We start from the raw sequence: 17,943 nt of genomic DNA on the forward strand, positions 1-17,943 counted from the left end.
GGCTACGGGTGGCAGCGGTAACTTCTGTTTCTTCCTTGGCATAACCATTCCTTTCTGGGACTACGTTATGCCTCAAACACAAAAATTCGGACAGGCTCGAAACGACAGCGGCGACGGGCTTGCGCCGGTCGCCGCTGGCTGGGTGGCTGCAGTCCGATCAGAACGGCAAGGCCACGCCCGGCCACACGCCTTCGATGGCGCGGCGGAAGTCGGCCTGGATGCGCTCGATGGCGGCCTGGTTGTCGGCCTCGAAGCGCAGCACCACCACCGGGGTGGTGTTGGACGGGCGGGCGAGGCCGAAGCCGTCGGCGTATTCGACGCGCACGCCGTCGATGGTGAGGATGCTCTGGGCGCCTTCAAAGCGGGCCTCGGCCTTGAGCTTATCCACCAGCGCGAAGGGTTCGCCTTCGTTCATCGTGATGTTGAGTTCCGGCGTGCTGGTGGCGTTGGGCAGGCCCTTGAGCACCGGGTTGGCGTCGGCGTGGCGGGAGACGATCTCCAGCAGGCGGGCGCCGGTGTAGAGGCCGTCGTCAAAGCCGTACCAGCGCTCCTTGAAGAACACGTGGCCGCTCATCTCGCCAGCCAGGGGGGCGCCGGTTTCCTTGAGCTTGGCTTTCACCAGCGCGTGGCCGGTGTTCCACATGGTGGGCTTGCCGCCGCGATCCTTGATCCAGCCCGCCAGATTGCGGGTGCATTTCACGTCGTAGATGATCTCGCCGCCCGGCACGCGGGAGAGCACGTCTTCGGCGAACAGCATCAGCTGGCGATCCGGGAAGATGATCTCGCCATCCTTGGTGACCACGCCCAGGCGGTCGCCGTCGCCGTCGAAGGCGAGGCCGATCTCGGCGTCGGTCTCGCGCAGGGCGCGGATCACGTCGGCGAGGTTCTCGGGCTTGGAGGGGTCGGGGTGGTGGTTGGGGAAGTGGCCGTCCACCTCGCAGAACAACTCCACCAGCTCGCAGCCCAGGCGCTTGAAGAGCGCGGGCGCCACCGCGCCGGCCACGCCGTTGCCGCAGTCCATCACCACCTTCATGGGGCGGGCGAGCTTCACGTCGCCGACGATCTTGTCGACGTACGCCGGCACCACGTCGGCCTGGGTGAGCTTGCCCGGCACCGGGGCGGTGACCAGGTTGCCGTCGATGATGCGCTGGCGCAGGGCCTGGATGAGTTCGCCAAACAAGGTCTGGCCGCCCAGCACCATCTTGAGGCCGTTGTAGTCCGGCGGGTTGTGGCTGCCGGTGACCGAGACGCAGGAGTGGGTGCCCAGCTCGTAGGCGGCGAAGTAGGTGAGGGGGGTGGGCACGCAGCCCACGTCCACCACATCCACGCCCGCCGCGCGGATGCCGTCGGCCAGCGCGCCGGCGAGTTCTGGCCCCGACAGGCGGCCGTCGCGACCGACGGCGATGGCCTGCTGGCCGCGGGCGACGGCTTCTGAACCGAGGGCGTGGCCGATGGCGCGCACGGCTTCGGCGGTCAGCGTCTTGCCGACGATGCCGCGGATGTCATAGGCCTTGAAGATCTCGGGGGCGGGGACGAACATGCGGGGGCTCCGGTGCGTGAAGGATGAAGGCGGGATTATACGCGGCGGGCTGTGACGGCCGCGCGTCGGCCGAAGGGCCGGGTGTGACGCCCGGCAAGCTCAGGCGCCGGTTGTGAAAAAGCGCACGAGGCGGCGGGGCAGCCAGTCGAGCCGGCCGGGCCAGGGGCCGCTGACGAAGCCGACGTGGCCGCCTTCGGCGGGCTGCTCAAGCTCGACGTGGGCGGAGACGTCCGCCGGGCCAGGCAGGTGCCGGGCGGGCAGGAAGGGGTCGTTCTTCGGGTTGATGATCAGGGTGGGCAGCCGGACGCCCCGGAGGTGGGGCTTGCTGGAGGCGCGGTGCCAGTAGTCGTCGGCGTCCCGGTAGCCGTGCAGCGGGGCGGTGACGAGGTTGTCGAACTGGTGCAGATTGGCGGCGGCGCGCACGGCGTCGGGGTCGAACAGCCCTGGGTGGCGGGCGAGCCTGGCCAAGGCGCTGGCCTTGAGGGTGCCCAGGAAGTGGCAGGTGTAGACGCGGTTGAAGCCTTGGGCGAGGGTGTGGCCGGTGGCGGCAAGATCCAGCGGCGGGCAGATCGCCACCGCGCGCTCGATCAGCGCCGCGGCCGCTTCGCCCCGGGTGCCGAGCCACAGCAGCAGGGCGTTGCCGCCCAGGGATACGCCGGCGGCAAAGCGCGGCGCGTCGGGGTGGCGGTGGGCGATGCGCCGGAGGATCCAGCCGATCTCGTCGGCGTCGCCGGAGTGGTAGGCGCGGGCTTTGAGGTTGGGCTCGCCGGAGCAGCCGCGGAAGTGGGGGACGACGCCGTTCCAGCCCAGCTGGGCGAGGTGGCGCATCAGGCTGCGGGCGTAGGGTGAGCGGCTGGAGCCTTCGAGGCCGTGGAAGAGCACCACCAGCGGCGCGCCGGGGCGGTGGGGCAGCCAGTCGAGGTCGATGAAGTCACCGTCGGGGGTTGTCCAGCGTTCGCGCTGGAAGGGGGGCATCCGCCCCTTGCGCAGCAGCGGCCAGATGGTCTGGGCGTGGCCGCCGGGCAGCCAGCGGGGCGCCCGGTAGGCGGTGTCGGCCGGTGCGCTCGGGCTCAATGGACGACGTGGGGGGTGTCGCTGCTGCGCAGGTTGTCCATGTCGGGGGCCGGCGAGGCGTGGTGCAGCACCATGCGCCAGCCGATGGCGCCGCGGGTGAACACGTTGGTGGCGATGATCGGCGGGTGCAGGCGGTGGTCGCCTTCGAGGTGGACCCGCTGGTGCACGGTGTGCACGGCGGTCATCACGTTGAGCCACTGGACCGGCTGGGTGGCGTGGACGACGATGCGGTTGCCGGCGGCGAAGAGCTGGCGCCAGGATTCGCGGATCGACGCGAGCCCGACGAGCCGGATGCTGCCCGGGTGGATGCAGACGACTTCCTCGTCCTCCGACCACACCGCCATCATGGCGTCGAGATCGGCGCGGGACAGGGCGGCGTAGAAGGCGGCTTCGGCTTCTTCGGGCGACGTGAAGATGGGGCTCGTCATGGGCTGGCGGGTGGGGATGGATGTAAAACGGGGGGCGTTGCCGCCCCCGTGGTGTCGGAACCGCAGGCAGGGCTTAGTGGTGGCCCTTGGACAGCTCGCCGGTGAACGCGTACTGGGCGCCGCAGTAGGGGCAGGTGGCCTTGCCTTCGGAGGTCACGTCGAGGAACACGCGGGGATGCCGCGCCCACAGCGGGGTGTCGGGCATCGGGCAGTGCAGCGGCAGATCCTTGGCGGCGACTGCGATCGGCTTGGTTTTGTCCTGGTTTTCAGGCATGGATGTCTCCCTTGCTTAAATGTAGGCAAGCCAGTGGTCGTATTCGGGGGCCTTGCCGTTCACGATGTCGAAGAAGCGGGCCTGCAGCTTCTGGGTGATCGGGCCACGCTTGCCATCGCCGATGGTGCGACCGTCAAGCTCGCGGATCGGGGTGACTTCGGCGGCGGTGCCGGTGAAGAAGGCTTCGTCGGCGATGTAGATGTCGTCGCGGGTGATGCGCTTGGAGATCACGTCGAGGCCGAACTCCTTGGCCACCTGGATCACCGACGAACGGGTGATGCCGGTGAGGGCCGATGCGATCTCGGGTTCGTAGATGGCGCCGTCCTTGATGACGAAGAGGTTCTCGCCGGCGCCTTCGGCCACGAAGCCGTTGGTGTCGAGGAGGAGGGCTTCGTCGTAGCCGGCTTCGGTGGCTTCCAGGTTGGCCAGGATGGAGTTGGCGTAGGTGGAGGCCAGCTTGGCGCGAGGCATGGTGACGTTGACGTGGTGACGGGCGAAGGACGAGGTCTTCACGCGGATGCCCTTCTCGAGGCCGTCTTCGCCCAGGTAGGCGCCCCACGGCCAGGCCGCGATGGCGACGTGCACCGTGGCGCCCTTGGTGGAGATGCCCATCTTCTCGGAGCCGTAGAAGGCGATCGGACGCAGATAGCAGGATTCGAGCTTGTTGGCGCGGACCACTTCCAGCTGGGCTTCCATGAGTTCATCCTTGGTGTAGGGGATGTTCATCATGTAGATCTTGCCGGAGTTGAGCAGGCGCTGGGTGTGCTCGGCAAGGCGGAAGATCGCGGTGCCCTTGACGGTGTTGTAGGCACGGACGCCCTCGAAGACCGACAGGCCATAGTGGAGGGAGTGGGTGAGCACGTGGGTGGTCGCTTCACGCCACGGCACGAGCTTGCCGTCGTACCAGATGAAACCGTCGCGGTCTGCCATCGACATTGTGGGGATCTCCAACTGAATACAGAAAATTTAAGCCTTCGATTCTAGCGCATTCCGCAGGTCTGCGGACCGCCGCCCCGAACGGGGTAAAATGAGAATTTTGCGTGGGCGAAATGTTCATGAGGATCTGGAAGCCGAATGTCACGGTTGCCGCGGTGGTGGAGCGGGACGGGCGTTTTCTGGTGGTGGAGGAGGAGACCGAGGACGGCCTGCGCTTCAACCAGCCGGCCGGGCACCTGGACCGGGGCGAGTCGCTGGTGAGTGCCGCGGCCCGCGAGACCCTGGAGGAGACCGCCCATGCCTTCCGCCCGGAGTTCCTGGTGGGCATCTACCAGTGGCCGCGCCCGGCGGGGGACATCACCTATCTGCGCTTTGCGTTCGGCGGTTCGATCGTCGGTTTCGACCCGGCGCGCAAGCTCGATTCGGGTATCGTGCGGGCGGTGTGGCTGACGCTGGACGAACTGCGGGCCACCCGGGAGCGTCACCGCAGCCCGCTGATCCTGCAGTGCTGCGAGGATTACGTGGCGGGGCGGCGCTTTCCGCTGGATCTGATCCGGCACTACGACGCGTGATCCGGCCGTCTCGTCCGGCCCTGGCGGGGGCGCTGCTGGCGGCCGCCCTGGCTCATGGCCCGGCGCGGGCGGACGAGGCGGTGACGATCTGCTACAACTACGGCTGTCTCGTGGAGGCCGAGGCGCGGTTCTCCGAGGCGCAGCTGGCCGAGGTGGCCGCCCGCCTGCTGCGGGCCGATTCGGCGCTGGCCGAGCGGGCGATCGTGGCGCAGGTGCTCGGGCAGCTCTACCGCTGGGCGGGCGAGCAGTTGCCGATTGGCGCCGACCGGCCGGGCGATTACCTGGATTTCGGCGAGCACGGCACGATGGACTGCATCGACCATGCCACCTCCACCACCCGGCTTCTGACGATGCTGGCGGAGCGCGGCCTGCTGCGCTTCCACAGCGTGGAGCCGGTGCGGCGGCGGGTGCGCTGGCTGGTGACGCAGCACTTTTCGGCGGTGCTGCGCGAGACGCACGCCGACGCGCCTGAGGGCGGGGCGCGCTTTGCAGTGGATACTTGGTTTGGGGAACACGGCGATCCGGCCGTGGTGCTGCCCCTGGAAGACTGGCTGAATGGAGAGGGACCCAATGTCTCGTAAGGAAAAAGTCGTCGTCGGCATGTCCGGCGGTGTGGATTCGTCGGTTGCGGCGCTGCTGCTCAAGCAGCAGGGCTACGAGGTGGTCGGCCTGTTCATGAAGAACTGGGAGGACGACGACGATGGCGAGTACTGCTCCACCCGCGAGGATCTGGTGGACGTGGCCTCGGTGGCCGACGTGCTGGGCATCGAGCTGGAGGTGGTGAACTTCTCGAAGGAGTACAAGGAGCGGGTGTTCGCCGATTTCCTGCGCGAGTACGAGGCCGGCCGCACGCCGAACCCGGACATCCTGTGCAACTCGGAGATCAAGTTCCGGGCCTTCCTGGATCACGCGATGGCGCTGGGCGCCGACCGCATCGCCACCGGCCACTACGCCCAGGTGCGGGAATGGACCAACGACGGCCGCACCGAATTCCAGCTCATGAAGGCCGAGGACGGCACCAAGGATCAGAGCTACTTCCTGTATCGGCTCAATCAGGCGCAGCTATCGAAAACGCTATTCCCGATTGGTCATCTCTATAAGCGCGACGTGCGCAAGATGGCCGAGGCGGCCGGGCTGCATGTGCATGCCAAGAAGGATTCGACCGGGATCTGCTTCATCGGCGAGCGGCCTTTCCGCGAATTCCTGGCGCGCTACCTGCCGGCCAGGCCGGGCGAGATCCGCTCCCTGGAAAGTGATACGGTGATTGGTCAGCATCAGGGTTTGATGTATCACACCGTCGGCCAGCGCAAGGGCCTGCAGATCGGCGGCATCAAGGGCAACCAGGACGACGCCGGCGAGCACGACGCGTGGTACGCGGCGAAGAAGGATGTGGCCAGGAACGTGCTGTACGTGGTGCAGGGGCACGACCATCCGGCGCTGCTGAAGGATCGCCTGATCGCCACCGACCTGTCGTGGGTGTCGGGCCGCGCGCCGCGCACCAACTGGGTGTACACCGCCAAGCCGCGCTACCGCACGCCGGACGCGCCGTGCGAGATCGACGCGCTGGCGGGCGGCCGCGCCGAGATCGCCTTCGCCCAGCCCCAGTGGGCGGTGACGCCGGGCCAGAGCGTGGTGATCTACGAGAGCCGGGTGTGCCTGGGCGGCGGGATCATCGTCGACTGACGACGGGGGTTTCGATACAAAAAGGCGCCGATTGGCGCCTTTTTTGTGTTGTGTCAGGGGTTCGACGCCAGCCGGAGCGGCGGGTAGGCCCAGTTGCGCTCCCAGGCGGCGCGCACCATGTTGGGGTATTCGGCCTTGCCCAGGCTGCCGTTGTAGCGGCCCAGGGCGCGGAAGAGGTCGCCCTTCTCGATGTCGAGGTAGTGGCGCAGGATCGTGCAGCCGAAGCGCAGGTTGGTGCGCATGTGGAAGAGGTTGGTTTCCTGGTTGCCGATGAGGCGCGCCCAGAAGGGCATCACCTGCATGTAGCCGCGGGCGCCCACCGGCGACAGGGCGTACTTCTTGAAGCCGCTTTCGACCTGGATGAGCCCGAGCACCAGCTGCGGATCGAGCCCGGCGCGGGTGGCTTCGTAGTGCACCGCGCGAAGGAGTTCGGAGCGGGCGGTCTCGTCGGGGATGCGCCTGGCGAGGCGCTGGGACATTTCGGCCAGCCAGCGGGCCCGCTCGGGCGAGCGCTGGAAGCTCGGGTCGAGGGGCGCCTGATCCGCCACCGCGGCGTGCAGGGCGGCCTGCACGCTGGCGGCGAGGGGTTCGTACTGCTGGTTGCCGGCCTGCGCCGACGCGGCAGCGCCGCCCAGCAGCAGGGCTGCCAGGCCGGTGCGGACGAGGGCGGGCAGGCGGCGCATCGTCAGCCCTTCAGCCTGGCGATGACGGTGGCGGCCACCTCGGCCACCGGCAGCTTGGTGGCTTCGGGGTCGCGGCGGCCCTGGTACTCGACCACGCCTTCCTTCAGGCCGCGGTCGCCGATCACCACCCGGTGCGGGGTGCCGATCAGCTCGTTGTCGGCCAGCAGCGAGCCCGGGCGTTCGTCGCGGTCGTCGAGGAAGGCGTCGATGCCGGCAGCAGTGAGCTGGGCGTACAGCGCGTCGGCGGCTTCGCGCACGGCGTCGGACTTGGCGTAGCCCATCGGCACGATGGCGACCTGGAAGGGGGCGATGGCGTCCGGCCAGACGATGCCGCGGGCGTCGTTGTTCTGCTCGATGGCGGCGCCCAGGATGCGCGACACGCCGATGCCGTAGCAGCCCATCTCCATGATCTGCTCCTTGCCCTGCTCGTTGAGGAACTTGCAGTTGAGGGCGTCGGCGTACTTGGTGCGCAGCTGGAAGATGTGGCCGACTTCGATGCCGCGGCAGATCTCGAGGGTGCCCTTGCCGTCGGGCGAGGGGTCGCCGGCCACCACGTTGCGCAGGTCGGCCACTTCGGCTTCGGGGAAGTCGCGGCCGATGTTGACGCCGGTGAAGTGGTGGTCGTCCTGGTTGGCGCCGGTGACGAAATCGGCCATCGCGGCCACGCTGCGGTCCATCACCACGCGGCCGGCAAAGCCCACCGGGCCCAGGGAGCCGGCGTTGGAGCCGAAGGCGGCGAGGATGGCGGCGGGGGAGGCGAAGGTGAGCGGGTTCTTCACGCCGGCCACCTTCTGGGCCTTGACCTCGTTGAGTTCGTGGTCGCCGCGCAGCAGGAGCAGCACGGGCCGGTTGCCGGTGGATTCGTCGCCATCGACGACGATGGCCTTGACCGTGGACGTGGCCGGCACCTTGAGGAAGGCGGCCAGCTCGTCGATGGTCTTGACGCCCGGGGTGTGCACCTTGGTGAGGGCAGCCGCAGCGGCGGGGCGCGGGGTGGTGGGCGCCAGGGCCTCGGCCAGCTCGACGTTGGCGGCGAAGTCGGAATCCGGGCAGTAGGCGATGTCGTCCTCGCCGGTCTCGGCGATCACGTGGAACTCGTGGGAGCCGGTGCCGCCGATCGAGCCGGTGTCGGCAGCCACCGCGCGGAACTTCAGGCCCAGGCGGTTGAAGATGCGGTGGTAGGTGTCGTACATGTTGCGGTATTCACGCTGCAGATCCTCGAAGGAGCTGTGGAAGGAGTAGCCGTCCTTCATCGTGAACTCGCGGCCGCGCATCACCCCGAAGCGCGGGCGGATCTCGTCGCGGAACTTGGTCTGGATCTGGTAGAAGTGCTTGGGCAGCTGGCGGTAGCTGCGCAACTCCTTGCGCACCACGTCGGTGATGACCTCTTCGTGGGTCGGCCCGATCACGAAGTCGCGGTCGTGGCGATCCTTGAAGCGCAGCAGCTCGGGGCCGTAGAAATCCCAGCGGCCGGATTCCTGCCACAGCTCGGCCGGCTGCACGGCCGGCATCAGCACCTCGATGGCGCCGGCCCGGTTCATCTCTTCCCGCACGATGTTCTCCACCTTGCGCAGGGCGCGCAGGCCCAGCGGCATCCAGGTGTAGATGCCGCCGGCGAGGCGTTTGATCAGCCCCGCGCGCATCATCAGCTTGTGACTGATGACTTCGGCGTCGGACGGGGCTTCCTTGAGCGTGGAGAGGAAGAACTGAGAGGCACGCATGGGCGGAGGTCCGTTGAAAGATAACTCTCGATTTTAACGTGCTTCTGCGGGCTTGTCGGCGCCTGTGTTGCGATGCACCGATTTGGGGGTGCTTCTTTCACCGCGTTGGGAAATGTGGAAGAATCCAAGGCAGTTCATGAATTAAAGGTTGCACCATGCTCGATCGTGAAGGCTATCGGCCTAACGTCGGCATCATTCTGGTGAATGCGCGCAACGAGGTTTTCTGGGGCAAACGGATACGAGAACACTCCTGGCAGTTTCCGCAAGGCGGAATCAAGCACGGCGAATCGCCGGAACAGGCCATGTACCGTGAACTCTTTGAAGAAGTCGGCTTGAAGCCTGAGCACGTCCGCATCATCGGCCGCACCCGCGGCTGGTTGCGCTACGAGGTGCCCAAGCACTGGATCAAGCGCGAATGGCGCAACACCTATCGCGGTCAGAAACAGATCTGGTTTCTGCTGCGGCTGGTGGGGCGCGATTCGGACGTTTGCCTGCGTGCCAGCAATCACCCTGAGTTCGATGCCTGGCGCTGGAGTTATTACTGGGTGCCGCTCGAGGCGGTGATCGAGTTCAAGCGCGGGGTGTATCAGTCCGCGCTGCTGGAGTTGTCGCGCCTGCTGTTCCGCGACAGGCTCTTCGACATCCCCGAGAGCTACCGCCTCGCAGCGGCGGCGGTGGCGCAGGCGATCTCCGACGTGCCGCGCTCCTCGTCCTGAATCGATGCCCGGCCCGCGGGTTGAAACCGGATGTTCATCCGGCTGAAACTCTGCGGGCCGCGTCCTGTCACAGCCATTACACAAAAAAATCCGGTTTGGTCCGACGTCGCCCTGCGGCGTCGGGTTTCGCGTAGGGCACATCGGGAGGAGACACCATGGAGCGCTTGCATTATCAGCCGATCAAACAATTCCGGGTCAGTGGCGGCAGTTGCGACATCACCGACGCCTGGAGCATGGCGAGGGTCACCCTCGCGTCGCCGGCCATCGAGGTGATGACCGACCTGCGGCGGATTCCCGCCGCCACCATCGACCAGGACACCTCCCTGGCCGAAACCAATCACAGCATGATCCTGCGGGGCGTCCGCCTGCTCTTCGTCACCGACGCCAACCGGCGCGTGGCGGGCATCGTCACCGCCAGCGACCTGCTGGGCGAGAAGCCCACCCGGGTGGCGCGCGAGCGCATGATGCGCCACGAGGAGCTGACCACGCGGGACATCATGGTCGCCACCGAAGAGCTGGATGCGGTGTCCCTGGCCGACGTGCTCCGCTCGGAGGTTGGCCACGTGGTCGCAACCCTGAAGGCCTGCGGTCGGCAGCACGCCCTGGTGGTCGAAGACGCGCCGGACGGCAGCCGGGCGGTGCGCGGCATCTTCTCCGCCTCGCAGATCGCCCGCCAGATGGGCATCCCGCTGCAGACCACCGAAGTCGCCCGCACCTTCGCCGAAATCGAGGCCGCCATCGCCAATTGAAGGCCCAGCCGTGCGCCGGGCTTTGGCCCGGCCGGCGGGGGAGTTGTAGAATCCTGTCTCCGCTCCCCCGAGGGTCCTCATGATTTCAGCCCTGTTTCGCCTGCCCGCCGGCGTGCTGCCGGTGGCAATTGCCGGCCTGCTCCTCGCTGCGCCGGCATCGGCCCAAAGAACCGCATTGTTCGAGGACGAACCCAAAGCCCCCTGGAGCGAGGCGGAGGTCGTCTTTCCGGCCTATCCCGCCGATGCCAGCTTGATTCCGCTCCAGATCGGCCCGACGGCCACCGCCCGTTTCTTCATCGACGAGAAATCCCTCAGTCTCGCCGCCGACGGCGTGGTGCGCTTCACCCTGGTGGTGCGCACCCAGGGCGGCGCCGAAAACGTGAGCTACGAAGGCATCCGCTGCGAGACCGCGGAGCGCCGACTCTACGCGGTCGGCCGCAAGCCCGGCGAGTGGGTGGCCTCGCGGAATGTCGACTGGCGGCAGATCGAGGAGAAGACGACCAACCGCGTCCACGCGGCCCTCGCCAAGGACTACTTCTGCCCGCCGGGCATGATGCGGCCCGGCCTCGGGCAGATCGTCGAATCCCTGCGTCGCGACGGCGGCGTGCGTTGAACATCACAATAAGGATAGGTGGCAGGACATGCTCGACCAGTTGATCATCGGCTTCGACAAGGCGCTCCGCACGGTATTCGCCAACGCGCACACGGTGCGCCCCACGCCCGGCCAGCAGCTGCCGGAGGCGGAGTTGTCCGAAGAGGAAAAGCGCCATGCCGCGGCGCTGATGCGCGTCAATCACTGCGGCGAGATCTGCGCCCAGGCCCTTTACCAGGGCCAGGCGTTGATGTCGAAGGACGAGGGAATCAAGCGGGCGCTCGAATCCGCCGCCCACGAAGAAACCGAGCATCTGGCCTGGACCGAGCGGCGGATCGGCGAGCTGGGCGGCCGCAAGAGCCTGCTCAATCCGGTGTGGTACACCGGCTCGCTGGCCATCGGGATGCTGGCGGCGCGGTTTGGCGACGGCGTGAACCTGGGGTTCCTCGCCGAAACCGAACGTCAGGTCGAGGCGCACCTCAAGAGCCACCTGGATCGCCTGCCCCCGCAGGATCTGCGCTCCCGGGAGATCGTCGAGCAGATGAAGACCGACGAAGTGGCCCACGCCGAAACCGCCGTGCGTCTCGGCGCGGTTGAGCTGCCCTTGCCGGTCAAACGTGCCATGAAGGCCACCTCGAAGGTCATGACCGGCGTGGCCTACTGGGTCTGAGCCTGGCGGCTCAGGCCTCGACGATTTCCCAGGTGTGGGTGATCTCGGCGGTCTTGCCGAGCATGATCGTCGCAGAGCAGTACTTCTCGTAGGACAGCCTGATCGCCCGCTCCACCGAGTCCGGCTTCAGGTTGCGCCCGCTCACCGTGTAATGAAAGGCGATGCGGGTGAATACCTTGGGGTCGGTTTCGGCCCGCTCCGCCTTCAGGCTCACTGCGCAGTCGACCACCTCCTGGCGACTGCGCTTGAGAATCAGCACCACGTCGAACGCCGTGCAGCCACCGGCGCCCGCCAGCATCAGCTCCATCGGCCGCGGCGCCAGGTTGCGTCCGCCGGCCTCGGGGGCGCCGTCCATGCCCACCAGATGGCCGGAGCCCGTCTCGGCCAGGAAGGTCATGCTGTCTCCGCCCACCCACTTCACTACGCATTCCATATCTCGATCCTATTCTGTACTTGAACGGGCAAGGGCCGTCTGGCGCCTCACGACGCAAGGATTGTAGCCGGCTCGTGCAGGCGTGGTGCGCTGCAGTAATGTTGCGGTGCAGCAAGATGCCTGCATCGGCGGGGCTGGCTTGCCGGTTGCTGCGCAGCTGCCGGCCCCCTTCGATGCCGAAAACCCGCGTTTTAAAGGGGTTTTTTGAGATAAGCGTTATTTATTTTTCAATCAAAAAATTTATACTGCGTCGCACAAAAAAGGCTTGCCTGCCCAGGGTGGCGTGGCCATAATGCAGGCAGTCCAGTCGCTTTTGTGGTTTGAAGCGGCTGAAAGGTGTCTCCTCCACCCTCCTCCTTTGGTGTGGATTTAGCGCAGATCTCCCCGATCTGCGCTTTTTTTTATCTTCAGGTGGGGTTTGACATCAGTCAAAGCCGTGCGATACAATCCGCGGCTTTCCGAATTATAGTCGGTCCCGGTGTCGGGAAAAGTCTGAGGAATCTCCATGAAAACGTTTTCTGCCAAGCCGCATGAGGTCAAGCGCGACTGGTTCGTTGTCGATGCGACGGACTTGGTCCTTGGTCGGCTTGCTTCCCAAGTTGCGCTTCGCTTGCGCGGCAAACACAAAGCCATCTACACCCCGCACGTCGATACCGGTGACTTCATCGTCGTCGTCAACGTCGACAAGCTGCGTGTGACCGGCACCAAGGCCCAGGACAAGAAGTACTACCGTCACTCCGGTTACCCGGGCGGTATCTACGAAACCAACTTCACCAAGCTGCAGCAGCGCTTCCCCGCTCGCGTGCTGGAAAAGGCCGTCAAGGGCATGCTGCCCAAGGGCCCGCTCGGCTACGCCATGCTCAAGAAGCTCAAGTGCTACGCCGGCGCCGAGCATCCGCACGCCGCCCAGCAGCCCCAAGTACTCGCGATTTAACAGGAGCCGATAATGGCTGTGACTTACAACTACGGTACCGGTCGTCGCAAGTCGGCTGTTGCCCGCGTCTTCATGAAGAAGGGTACCGGCAACATCGTCGTGAACGGCAAGCCGGTCGATCAGTTCTTCTCCCGCGAAACCGGCCGCATGATCGTGCGTCAGCCGCTCGTCCTGACCAACTTCGCCGATCACTTCGACATCCTGGTCAACGTGACCGGTGGCGGTGAATCCGGTCAGGCTGGTGCCGTTCGTCACGGCATCACCCGCGCCCTGATCGACTACGATGCGGAACTCAAGTCCCCGCTGAAGAAGGCCGGTCTCGTGACCCGCGATGCCCGTGAAGTCGAGCGTAAGAAGGTTGGCTTCCACAAGGCGCGTCGTCGCAAGCAGTTCTCGAAGCGTTAATCGCTTCATGCGTTGTCGAAAGGCCGCCTTCGGGCGGCTTTTTGTCATCTGGGCGTAGTATCTTTCGGCAGCAAAGACGTCTGGCCGGTGTGTGCCGGCTGTTCATTTCCTGATTTGGGGGCGAGCATGATCAAGGTTGGTGTGGTGGGTGGAACCGGTTATACCGGTGTCGAGTTGCTGCGTTTGCTGGCGCAACATCCGGATGTCGAGCTGAAGGCGATCACCTCTCGGGGGGATGCCGGTGTTCCGGTGGCCAATATGTTCCCGAGCCTGCGTCGCCGGGTGGACCTGTGCTTCGTCGATCCCCAGGCGGCCGATCTCGGTTCGTGCGATGTCGTGTTCTTCGCCACCCCGAACGGGATCGCGATGCAGCAGGCAGCCGAGCTGGTGGCGGCTGGCGTCAAGGTGATCGACCTCGCCGCGGACTTCCGCATCACCGATATCGCCGAATGGGAGAAGTGGTACGGCATGAAGCATGCTTGCCCCGAGCTGGTGGCCGAGGCGGTGTACGGGCTGCCGGAGGTGAATCGCGAAGCGATCAAGAAGGCGCGCGTCATCGCCAACCCGGGGTGCTACCCGACGGCGGTTCAGCTTGGTTTCCTGCCGCTGGTCGAGGCCGGTGTGATCGAGCTCGACAATCTGGTGGCCGATGCCAAGTCCGGCGTCTCCGGCGCCGGGCGCAAGGCGGAGACCCACATCCTGTTCTCCGAGTCCGCCGACAACTTCCAGGCTTACGGCGTTGCCGGCCATCGTCACCTGCCCGAGATCCGGCAGGGGTTGTCGCGGTTTGCCAATGCGCCGGTCGGGCTGACCTTCGTGCCGCACCTGACGCCGATGATCCGCGGCATCCACGCCACCCTGTACGGCCGCCTCAAGAAGGACGTCGATCTGCAGGCTTTGTTTGAAGAGCGTTTTGCCGGTGAGGCCTTTGTGGATGTGATGCCGAAGGGTTCGCACCCGTCCACGCGTTCGGTGCGCTCGGCCAACCTGTGCCGGATCGCGGTTCATCGCCCCCAGGGCGGTGACGTTGTGGTGGTGCTGTCGGTCATCGACAACCTGGTCAAGGGCGCGGCGGGTCAGGCGGTGCAGAACATGAACATCCTGTTCGGCCTCGACGAGACGGCGGGTCTCGGACAGATTCCCCTGATGCCCTGAACCAAACACGACTGATTTTGTCGACTATTTGATGCCTGCGCCTTGACCGGGGCGTGGCGGCTCACCATAATCAGACGATAAATTTGAAGGAGTTGCTCCATGAATGCCGTAACCGAAACCAGCCCCCTGATCTTCACCGACAGCGCCGCCAACAAGGTCAAGGATCTGATCGTCGAAGAGGGTAACCCCGACCTCAAGCTGCGGGTGTTTGTCACCGGCGGCGGCTGTTCCGGCTTCCAGTACGGTTTCACCTTCGACGAGATCCGCAACGACGACGACACCGTGATGGAGAAGGATGGGGTCATGCTGCTGATCGACCCGATGAGCTACCAGTATCTGGTGGGCGCCGAGATCGATTACACCGAAGGTCTGGAAGGTTCGCAGTTCGTCATCCGCAATCCGAACGCCACCAGCACCTGCGGCTGCGGTTCGTCCTTCTCGGCCTGACCGGGCCGGATCTCCTGGCTGCTGTCGCCGGCTGGCGGCAGCAGCAATAAGGCCCGTCATCGTGAGATGGCGGGCCTTGTTTTTGGGTGGGTGCGAAAAAGTCTAATCCAGCTGAACGAGCTTGCTCTGCTGCAGGTGGGCGATCTGGGTGTCGAGGGCCGCAGTCTGGTTGCGGAACGCCGTCAAGGTGTTTCCGGTCAGGGCGGCGGCGCTGGGTAGGGTTACCGTGAGCGGATCCTGATGCACGTTGTTGATCCGGAACTCGTAGTGCAGGTGAGGGCCGGTTGCCCAGCCGGTGCTGCCCACGTAGCCGATGGTGTCCCCTTGGGCGACCTTCGTGCCGGGCTTGATCTGGCGGGCGAAGCCGCTCAGGTGGCCGTAGGCGGTGGTGTATCTGTCCCGGTGGCGCAGTACGATGAAGTTGCCGTAGCCGTTCTGCTGTCCGACGAACTCGACCACGCCATCGGCCGTTGCCTTGACGGCGGTGCCGTGGGGGGCGGCGTAGTCCACGCCCTTGTGTTCGCGCCAGGTGCCGAAAACCGGGTGGAGCCGCATCGAGAAACCCGAGCTGACGCGCGAGAACTCTAGCGGCGAACGCAGGAAGCCCTCCTTGTGGCTCTTGCCGTCCTGGTTGTAGTACTCCTGCGTGCCGTTGGGGTGGGTGAAGAGATAGGCCGAGTGGCGGGTGCCCTGGTTGATGAACTCGGCCGCCAGAATCCGCCCGGTGCGGACGGCGCGCCCTTGATGGTAGGCGACTTCGTAGATCACGCTGAAGCGGTCGCCGCGCCGCAGATCCGAGTGGAAGTCGATGTCGTCGCCAAAGATGCGGGATAGCTCCTCAGCGACGCTGTCGGGCAGGCCGGCGGCGTCCATGGCGGCGAACAGCGACGACTGGACAACCCCGCTCTGCATGTGAACGCGGGTCTCGAGCGAGAGGGGGCGGTGGCTCGCCTGGATGCGCCCGTCGATGAGTTCAAGGAACAGGCTGGAGTCGGCGTTGGGTGCGTGGATCGATGCCGACTGGAGCCCGCCCTCGGCGGTGGTCGCGACGGTGATCGTGGCGCCGGGGCGGAAGGCGTCGGCGATCTCGCGGGCGAGCTTGGGGTTGGCGGCCTGGGCGGCCACCTTGCTGGACGTCATGCCCAGGCGGCGCAGCGCCGCGGCCAGATTTTCGCCTTTGCGGATGCGGTCTTCGCGAATGAACGGGCGGGTGTCGACCTGCTGCACGACCGCAGGTACGGCGGCGAGCTGCTCCACCACCGTTTCGGCGGAGGCGGGCGGCGGTGCCGCGCCCGGCACCACCGCGATGGCGGCCGCCATCCCGATCGCCGCGCCGACGCCAACGGCGATCAGGCGCCATGCTCTGGCCGGGTCGTCCGCGCTAAGCTTTTTGAGATGCGCTAAAATCATCGACCTTTCTCTAAGCATCGGGCTTTCCAAGCAAAAACAAGCCGCGAAGTCTACCAAATAGTTCGCGGTTCGGAATTGCGCGAGGATAAATATGACTGAAATTACTGCAGCGCTGGCGCACATCAAACGTGGCGCCGACGAACTCCTGATCGAGGCTGAGCTCGTCGAGAAGCTCAAGACGGGCCGCCCGCTGCGGGTGAAGGCCGGTTTCGATCCTACGGCGCCGGATCTCCATCTGGGGCACACGGTCCTGATCAACAAGCTGCGTCACTTTCAGGAGCTGGGGCATCAGGTGATGTTCCTGATCGGGGACTTCACCGGGATGATCGGCGACCCGTCGGGCAAGAACACGACCCGTCCGCCGCTCACGCGGGAGCAGGTCATGGAGAACGCCAAGACCTATCAGGAGCAGGTCTTCAAGATTCTCGATCCGGCCAAGACCGAGGTTTGCTTCAACTCCAGCTGGATGGAGGCCCTGGGTGCTTCCGGGATGATTCGCCTGGCGGCGCAACACACGGTTGCGCGGATGCTGGAGCGGGACGACTTCTCGAAGCGCTACGCCTCGCAGCAGCCCATCGCCATCCACGAGTTCCTGTACCCGCTTTGTCAGGGTTACGACTCGGTGGCGATGAAGGCCGACATCGAGCTGGGCGGCACGGATCAGCGCTTCAATCTTCTGGTTGGGCGCGAGCTGCAGAAGCACTACGGCCAGGCGCCGCAGTGCGTGCTGACGATGCCGTTGCTCGAAGGTCTGGATGGCGTCAACAAAATGTCCAAGTCGCTGGGCAACTACATCGGGATCTACGAGCCGCCCAACGAGATCTTCGGCAAGGTCATGTCGATCTCCGATGACCTGATGTGGCGTTACTACGATCTGCTCTCCTTCCTCCCGGCGGGCGACATTGCGGCGCTACGGCGTTCGATCGTCGAGGGGCGTAATCCGCGGGATGTGAAGGTCAAGCTTGCTCAGGAACTGGTGTCCCGTTTTCATGGTGCGGCTGCTGCCGTTGCTGCGCTGGAGGATTTCGAGGCGCGCTTCCAGCGCAACGCGATCCCGGACGACATTCCTGAAGTGTCCATTGGTGCCGGGGAGGGGGGGCTCTCGATCGCCGCCGTGCTGAAGCAAGCCGGTCTGACGGCAAGCACCTCCGAATCATTGCGGATGATCGATCAGGGGGGCGTGCGTCTCGATGGCGAAAAAGTTTCGGATCGCGGTCTGGTGCTGGCGGCTGGGGTTGTGGTCGTGCTGCAGGTAGGTAAGCGCAAGTTTGCGCGGGTCGCTGTGTTTTGAATTAATTTCTCAAACCTCTTGACGGGTTCTGATAGTTCTTTATAATTCGGCCCTCTTCGCAGCGCAGTTGTTTCGGCGCGGTGAAGGGGGGAGTGGCCCGGAGGATTGGGTTGTTCCGGCGCAGTCAGGTGTTTGCAGCGAAGTTCAAAAAGATTTCGCGCAGTGCTTGACGGAGCTAAAAAGCTCTGTATAATGCGCACCTCTTCGCTGCAGCGCGCAGCGGTTCTTTA

General features: G+C 65.5%; 21 protein-coding genes. 12 read left to right on the top strand and 9 right to left on the bottom strand.

What is annotated here, in order from left to right; genetic code table 11:
- Nucleotides 1-157: 157 nt before the first annotated feature.
- The 5 genes from ACE3N6_RS16455 to ACE3N6_RS16475 all read right to left on the bottom strand — a co-directional run bounded on the left by ACE3N6_RS16455 (nucleotide 158) and on the right by ACE3N6_RS16475 (nucleotide 4,252).
- Entirely contained in the window at nucleotides 158-1,540 is a 1,383-nt protein-coding gene (locus ACE3N6_RS16455; protein ID WP_374246880.1) for a phosphomannomutase/phosphoglucomutase, read from the bottom strand.
- Between the two features lie 99 nt (nucleotides 1,541-1,639).
- The gene (locus ACE3N6_RS16460; protein ID WP_374246882.1) at nucleotides 1,640-2,614 is read right to left on the bottom strand and encodes a hydrolase; all 975 of its coding nucleotides are present in this window, start codon (nucleotides 2,612-2,614) and stop codon (nucleotides 1,640-1,642) included.
- The gene (locus ACE3N6_RS16465) at nucleotides 2,611-3,042 is read right to left on the bottom strand and encodes a nuclear transport factor 2 family protein (RefSeq protein ID WP_374246883.1); all 432 of its coding nucleotides are present in this window, start codon (nucleotides 3,040-3,042) and stop codon (nucleotides 2,611-2,613) included. Before ACE3N6_RS16465 ends, ACE3N6_RS16460 begins: the two co-directional genes overlap by 4 nt.
- 73 nt (nucleotides 3,043-3,115) lie before the next feature.
- Nucleotides 3,116-3,316, bottom strand: a complete 201-nt coding sequence (locus tag ACE3N6_RS16470; protein ID WP_374246884.1) for a zinc-finger domain-containing protein — start codon at nucleotides 3,314-3,316, stop codon at nucleotides 3,116-3,118.
- A gap of 15 nt (nucleotides 3,317-3,331) precedes the next feature.
- On the bottom strand, nucleotides 3,332-4,252 hold the full coding sequence (locus ACE3N6_RS16475; RefSeq protein ID WP_374246885.1) for a branched-chain amino acid transaminase: 921 nt from the start codon (nucleotides 4,250-4,252) through the stop codon (nucleotides 3,332-3,334).
- A 113-nt stretch (nucleotides 4,253-4,365) separates the two neighbouring features.
- Here ACE3N6_RS16475 and ACE3N6_RS16480 point away from each other — a divergent pair, with 113 nt between their 5' ends.
- The 3 genes from ACE3N6_RS16480 to mnmA are packed head-to-tail and all read left to right on the top strand — an operon-like array spanning nucleotide 4,366 to nucleotide 6,507.
- The gene (locus ACE3N6_RS16480; protein WP_374246887.1) at nucleotides 4,366-4,824 is read left to right on the top strand and encodes an NUDIX hydrolase; all 459 of its coding nucleotides are present in this window, start codon (nucleotides 4,366-4,368) and stop codon (nucleotides 4,822-4,824) included.
- Nucleotides 4,821-5,405 (top strand): hypothetical protein, encoded by a 585-nt coding sequence (locus tag ACE3N6_RS16485; RefSeq protein WP_374246888.1) that lies wholly within the window; start codon nucleotides 4,821-4,823, stop codon nucleotides 5,403-5,405. The genes ACE3N6_RS16480 and ACE3N6_RS16485 overlap by 4 nt, the downstream gene beginning before the upstream one ends.
- Nucleotides 5,395-6,507 (top strand): tRNA 2-thiouridine(34) synthase MnmA, encoded by a 1,113-nt coding sequence (mnmA, locus tag ACE3N6_RS16490; RefSeq protein ID WP_374246889.1) that lies wholly within the window; start codon nucleotides 5,395-5,397, stop codon nucleotides 6,505-6,507. Before ACE3N6_RS16485 ends, mnmA begins: the two co-directional genes overlap by 11 nt.
- A 53-nt stretch (nucleotides 6,508-6,560) precedes the next feature.
- On the opposite strand, the gene ACE3N6_RS16495 is transcribed toward mnmA, so the two are convergent.
- A complete protein-coding gene (locus ACE3N6_RS16495) occupies nucleotides 6,561-7,190 on the bottom strand; it encodes a lytic transglycosylase domain-containing protein (protein ID WP_374246890.1) in 630 nt (209 codons plus the stop codon).
- 2 nt (nucleotides 7,191-7,192) lie between these two features.
- On the bottom strand, nucleotides 7,193-8,911 hold the full coding sequence (locus tag ACE3N6_RS16500; protein WP_374246891.1) for a proline--tRNA ligase: 1,719 nt from the start codon (nucleotides 8,909-8,911) through the stop codon (nucleotides 7,193-7,195).
- A gap of 155 nt (nucleotides 8,912-9,066) precedes the next feature.
- Between ACE3N6_RS16500 and ACE3N6_RS16505 the strand changes: the two genes are divergently transcribed.
- The 4 genes from ACE3N6_RS16505 (at nucleotide 9,067) to coq7 (ending at nucleotide 11,638) form a co-directional block, all read left to right on the top strand.
- A complete protein-coding gene (locus ACE3N6_RS16505) occupies nucleotides 9,067-9,627 on the top strand; it encodes an RNA pyrophosphohydrolase (RefSeq protein ID WP_153160215.1) in 561 nt (186 codons plus the stop codon).
- A 155-nt stretch (nucleotides 9,628-9,782) separates the two neighbouring features.
- Complete coding sequence (locus tag ACE3N6_RS16510; protein WP_374246892.1) at nucleotides 9,783-10,376, top strand: CBS domain-containing protein; 594 nt, start codon at nucleotides 9,783-9,785, stop codon at nucleotides 10,374-10,376.
- A 79-nt stretch (nucleotides 10,377-10,455) separates the two neighbouring features.
- Complete coding sequence (locus ACE3N6_RS16515; protein ID WP_374246893.1) at nucleotides 10,456-10,989, top strand: CNP1-like family protein; 534 nt, start codon at nucleotides 10,456-10,458, stop codon at nucleotides 10,987-10,989.
- Between the two features lie 28 nt (nucleotides 10,990-11,017).
- Nucleotides 11,018-11,638, top strand: coding sequence for a 2-polyprenyl-3-methyl-6-methoxy-1,4-benzoquinone monooxygenase (coq7, locus tag ACE3N6_RS16520; RefSeq protein WP_374246895.1), 621 nt, complete (start codon nucleotides 11,018-11,020; stop codon nucleotides 11,636-11,638).
- A gap of 10 nt (nucleotides 11,639-11,648) precedes the next feature.
- Here the strand turns inward: coq7 and ACE3N6_RS16525 are convergent, their stop codons facing one another.
- Nucleotides 11,649-12,071 (bottom strand): OsmC family protein, encoded by a 423-nt coding sequence (locus ACE3N6_RS16525; RefSeq protein WP_374246896.1) that lies wholly within the window; start codon nucleotides 12,069-12,071, stop codon nucleotides 11,649-11,651.
- A gap of 505 nt (nucleotides 12,072-12,576) precedes the next feature.
- Here ACE3N6_RS16525 and rplM point away from each other — a divergent pair.
- The 4 genes from rplM to erpA all read left to right on the top strand — a co-directional run bounded on the left by rplM (nucleotide 12,577) and on the right by erpA (nucleotide 15,012).
- The gene (gene rplM / locus ACE3N6_RS16530; RefSeq protein WP_079437046.1) at nucleotides 12,577-13,005 is read left to right on the top strand and encodes a 50S ribosomal protein L13; all 429 of its coding nucleotides are present in this window, start codon (nucleotides 12,577-12,579) and stop codon (nucleotides 13,003-13,005) included.
- A 12-nt stretch (nucleotides 13,006-13,017) separates the two neighbouring features.
- On the top strand, nucleotides 13,018-13,410 hold the full coding sequence (rpsI, locus tag ACE3N6_RS16535) for a 30S ribosomal protein S9 (protein WP_374246897.1): 393 nt from the start codon (nucleotides 13,018-13,020) through the stop codon (nucleotides 13,408-13,410).
- A gap of 126 nt (nucleotides 13,411-13,536) precedes the next feature.
- Complete coding sequence (gene argC, locus ACE3N6_RS16540) at nucleotides 13,537-14,565, top strand: N-acetyl-gamma-glutamyl-phosphate reductase (RefSeq protein ID WP_374246898.1); 1,029 nt, start codon at nucleotides 13,537-13,539, stop codon at nucleotides 14,563-14,565.
- Between the two features lie 99 nt (nucleotides 14,566-14,664).
- Nucleotides 14,665-15,012 (top strand): iron-sulfur cluster insertion protein ErpA, encoded by a 348-nt coding sequence (erpA, locus tag ACE3N6_RS16545; RefSeq protein ID WP_374246900.1) that lies wholly within the window; start codon nucleotides 14,665-14,667, stop codon nucleotides 15,010-15,012.
- Between the two features lie 102 nt (nucleotides 15,013-15,114).
- Here erpA and ACE3N6_RS16550 read toward each other — a convergent pair whose 3' ends face one another.
- Nucleotides 15,115-16,332, bottom strand: a complete 1,218-nt coding sequence (locus ACE3N6_RS16550; RefSeq protein ID WP_374246901.1) for a peptidoglycan DD-metalloendopeptidase family protein — start codon at nucleotides 16,330-16,332, stop codon at nucleotides 15,115-15,117.
- 181 nt (nucleotides 16,333-16,513) lie between these two features.
- Here ACE3N6_RS16550 and tyrS point away from each other — a divergent pair, with 181 nt between their 5' ends.
- Entirely contained in the window at nucleotides 16,514-17,713 is a 1,200-nt protein-coding gene (gene tyrS / locus ACE3N6_RS16555) for a tyrosine--tRNA ligase (RefSeq protein WP_374246903.1), read from the top strand.
- Nucleotides 17,714-17,943: the final 230 nt, after the last annotated feature.

The organism is Zoogloea sp., assembly GCF_041904905.1.
Taxonomy (GTDB): domain Bacteria; phylum Pseudomonadota; class Gammaproteobacteria; order Burkholderiales; family Rhodocyclaceae; genus Zoogloea.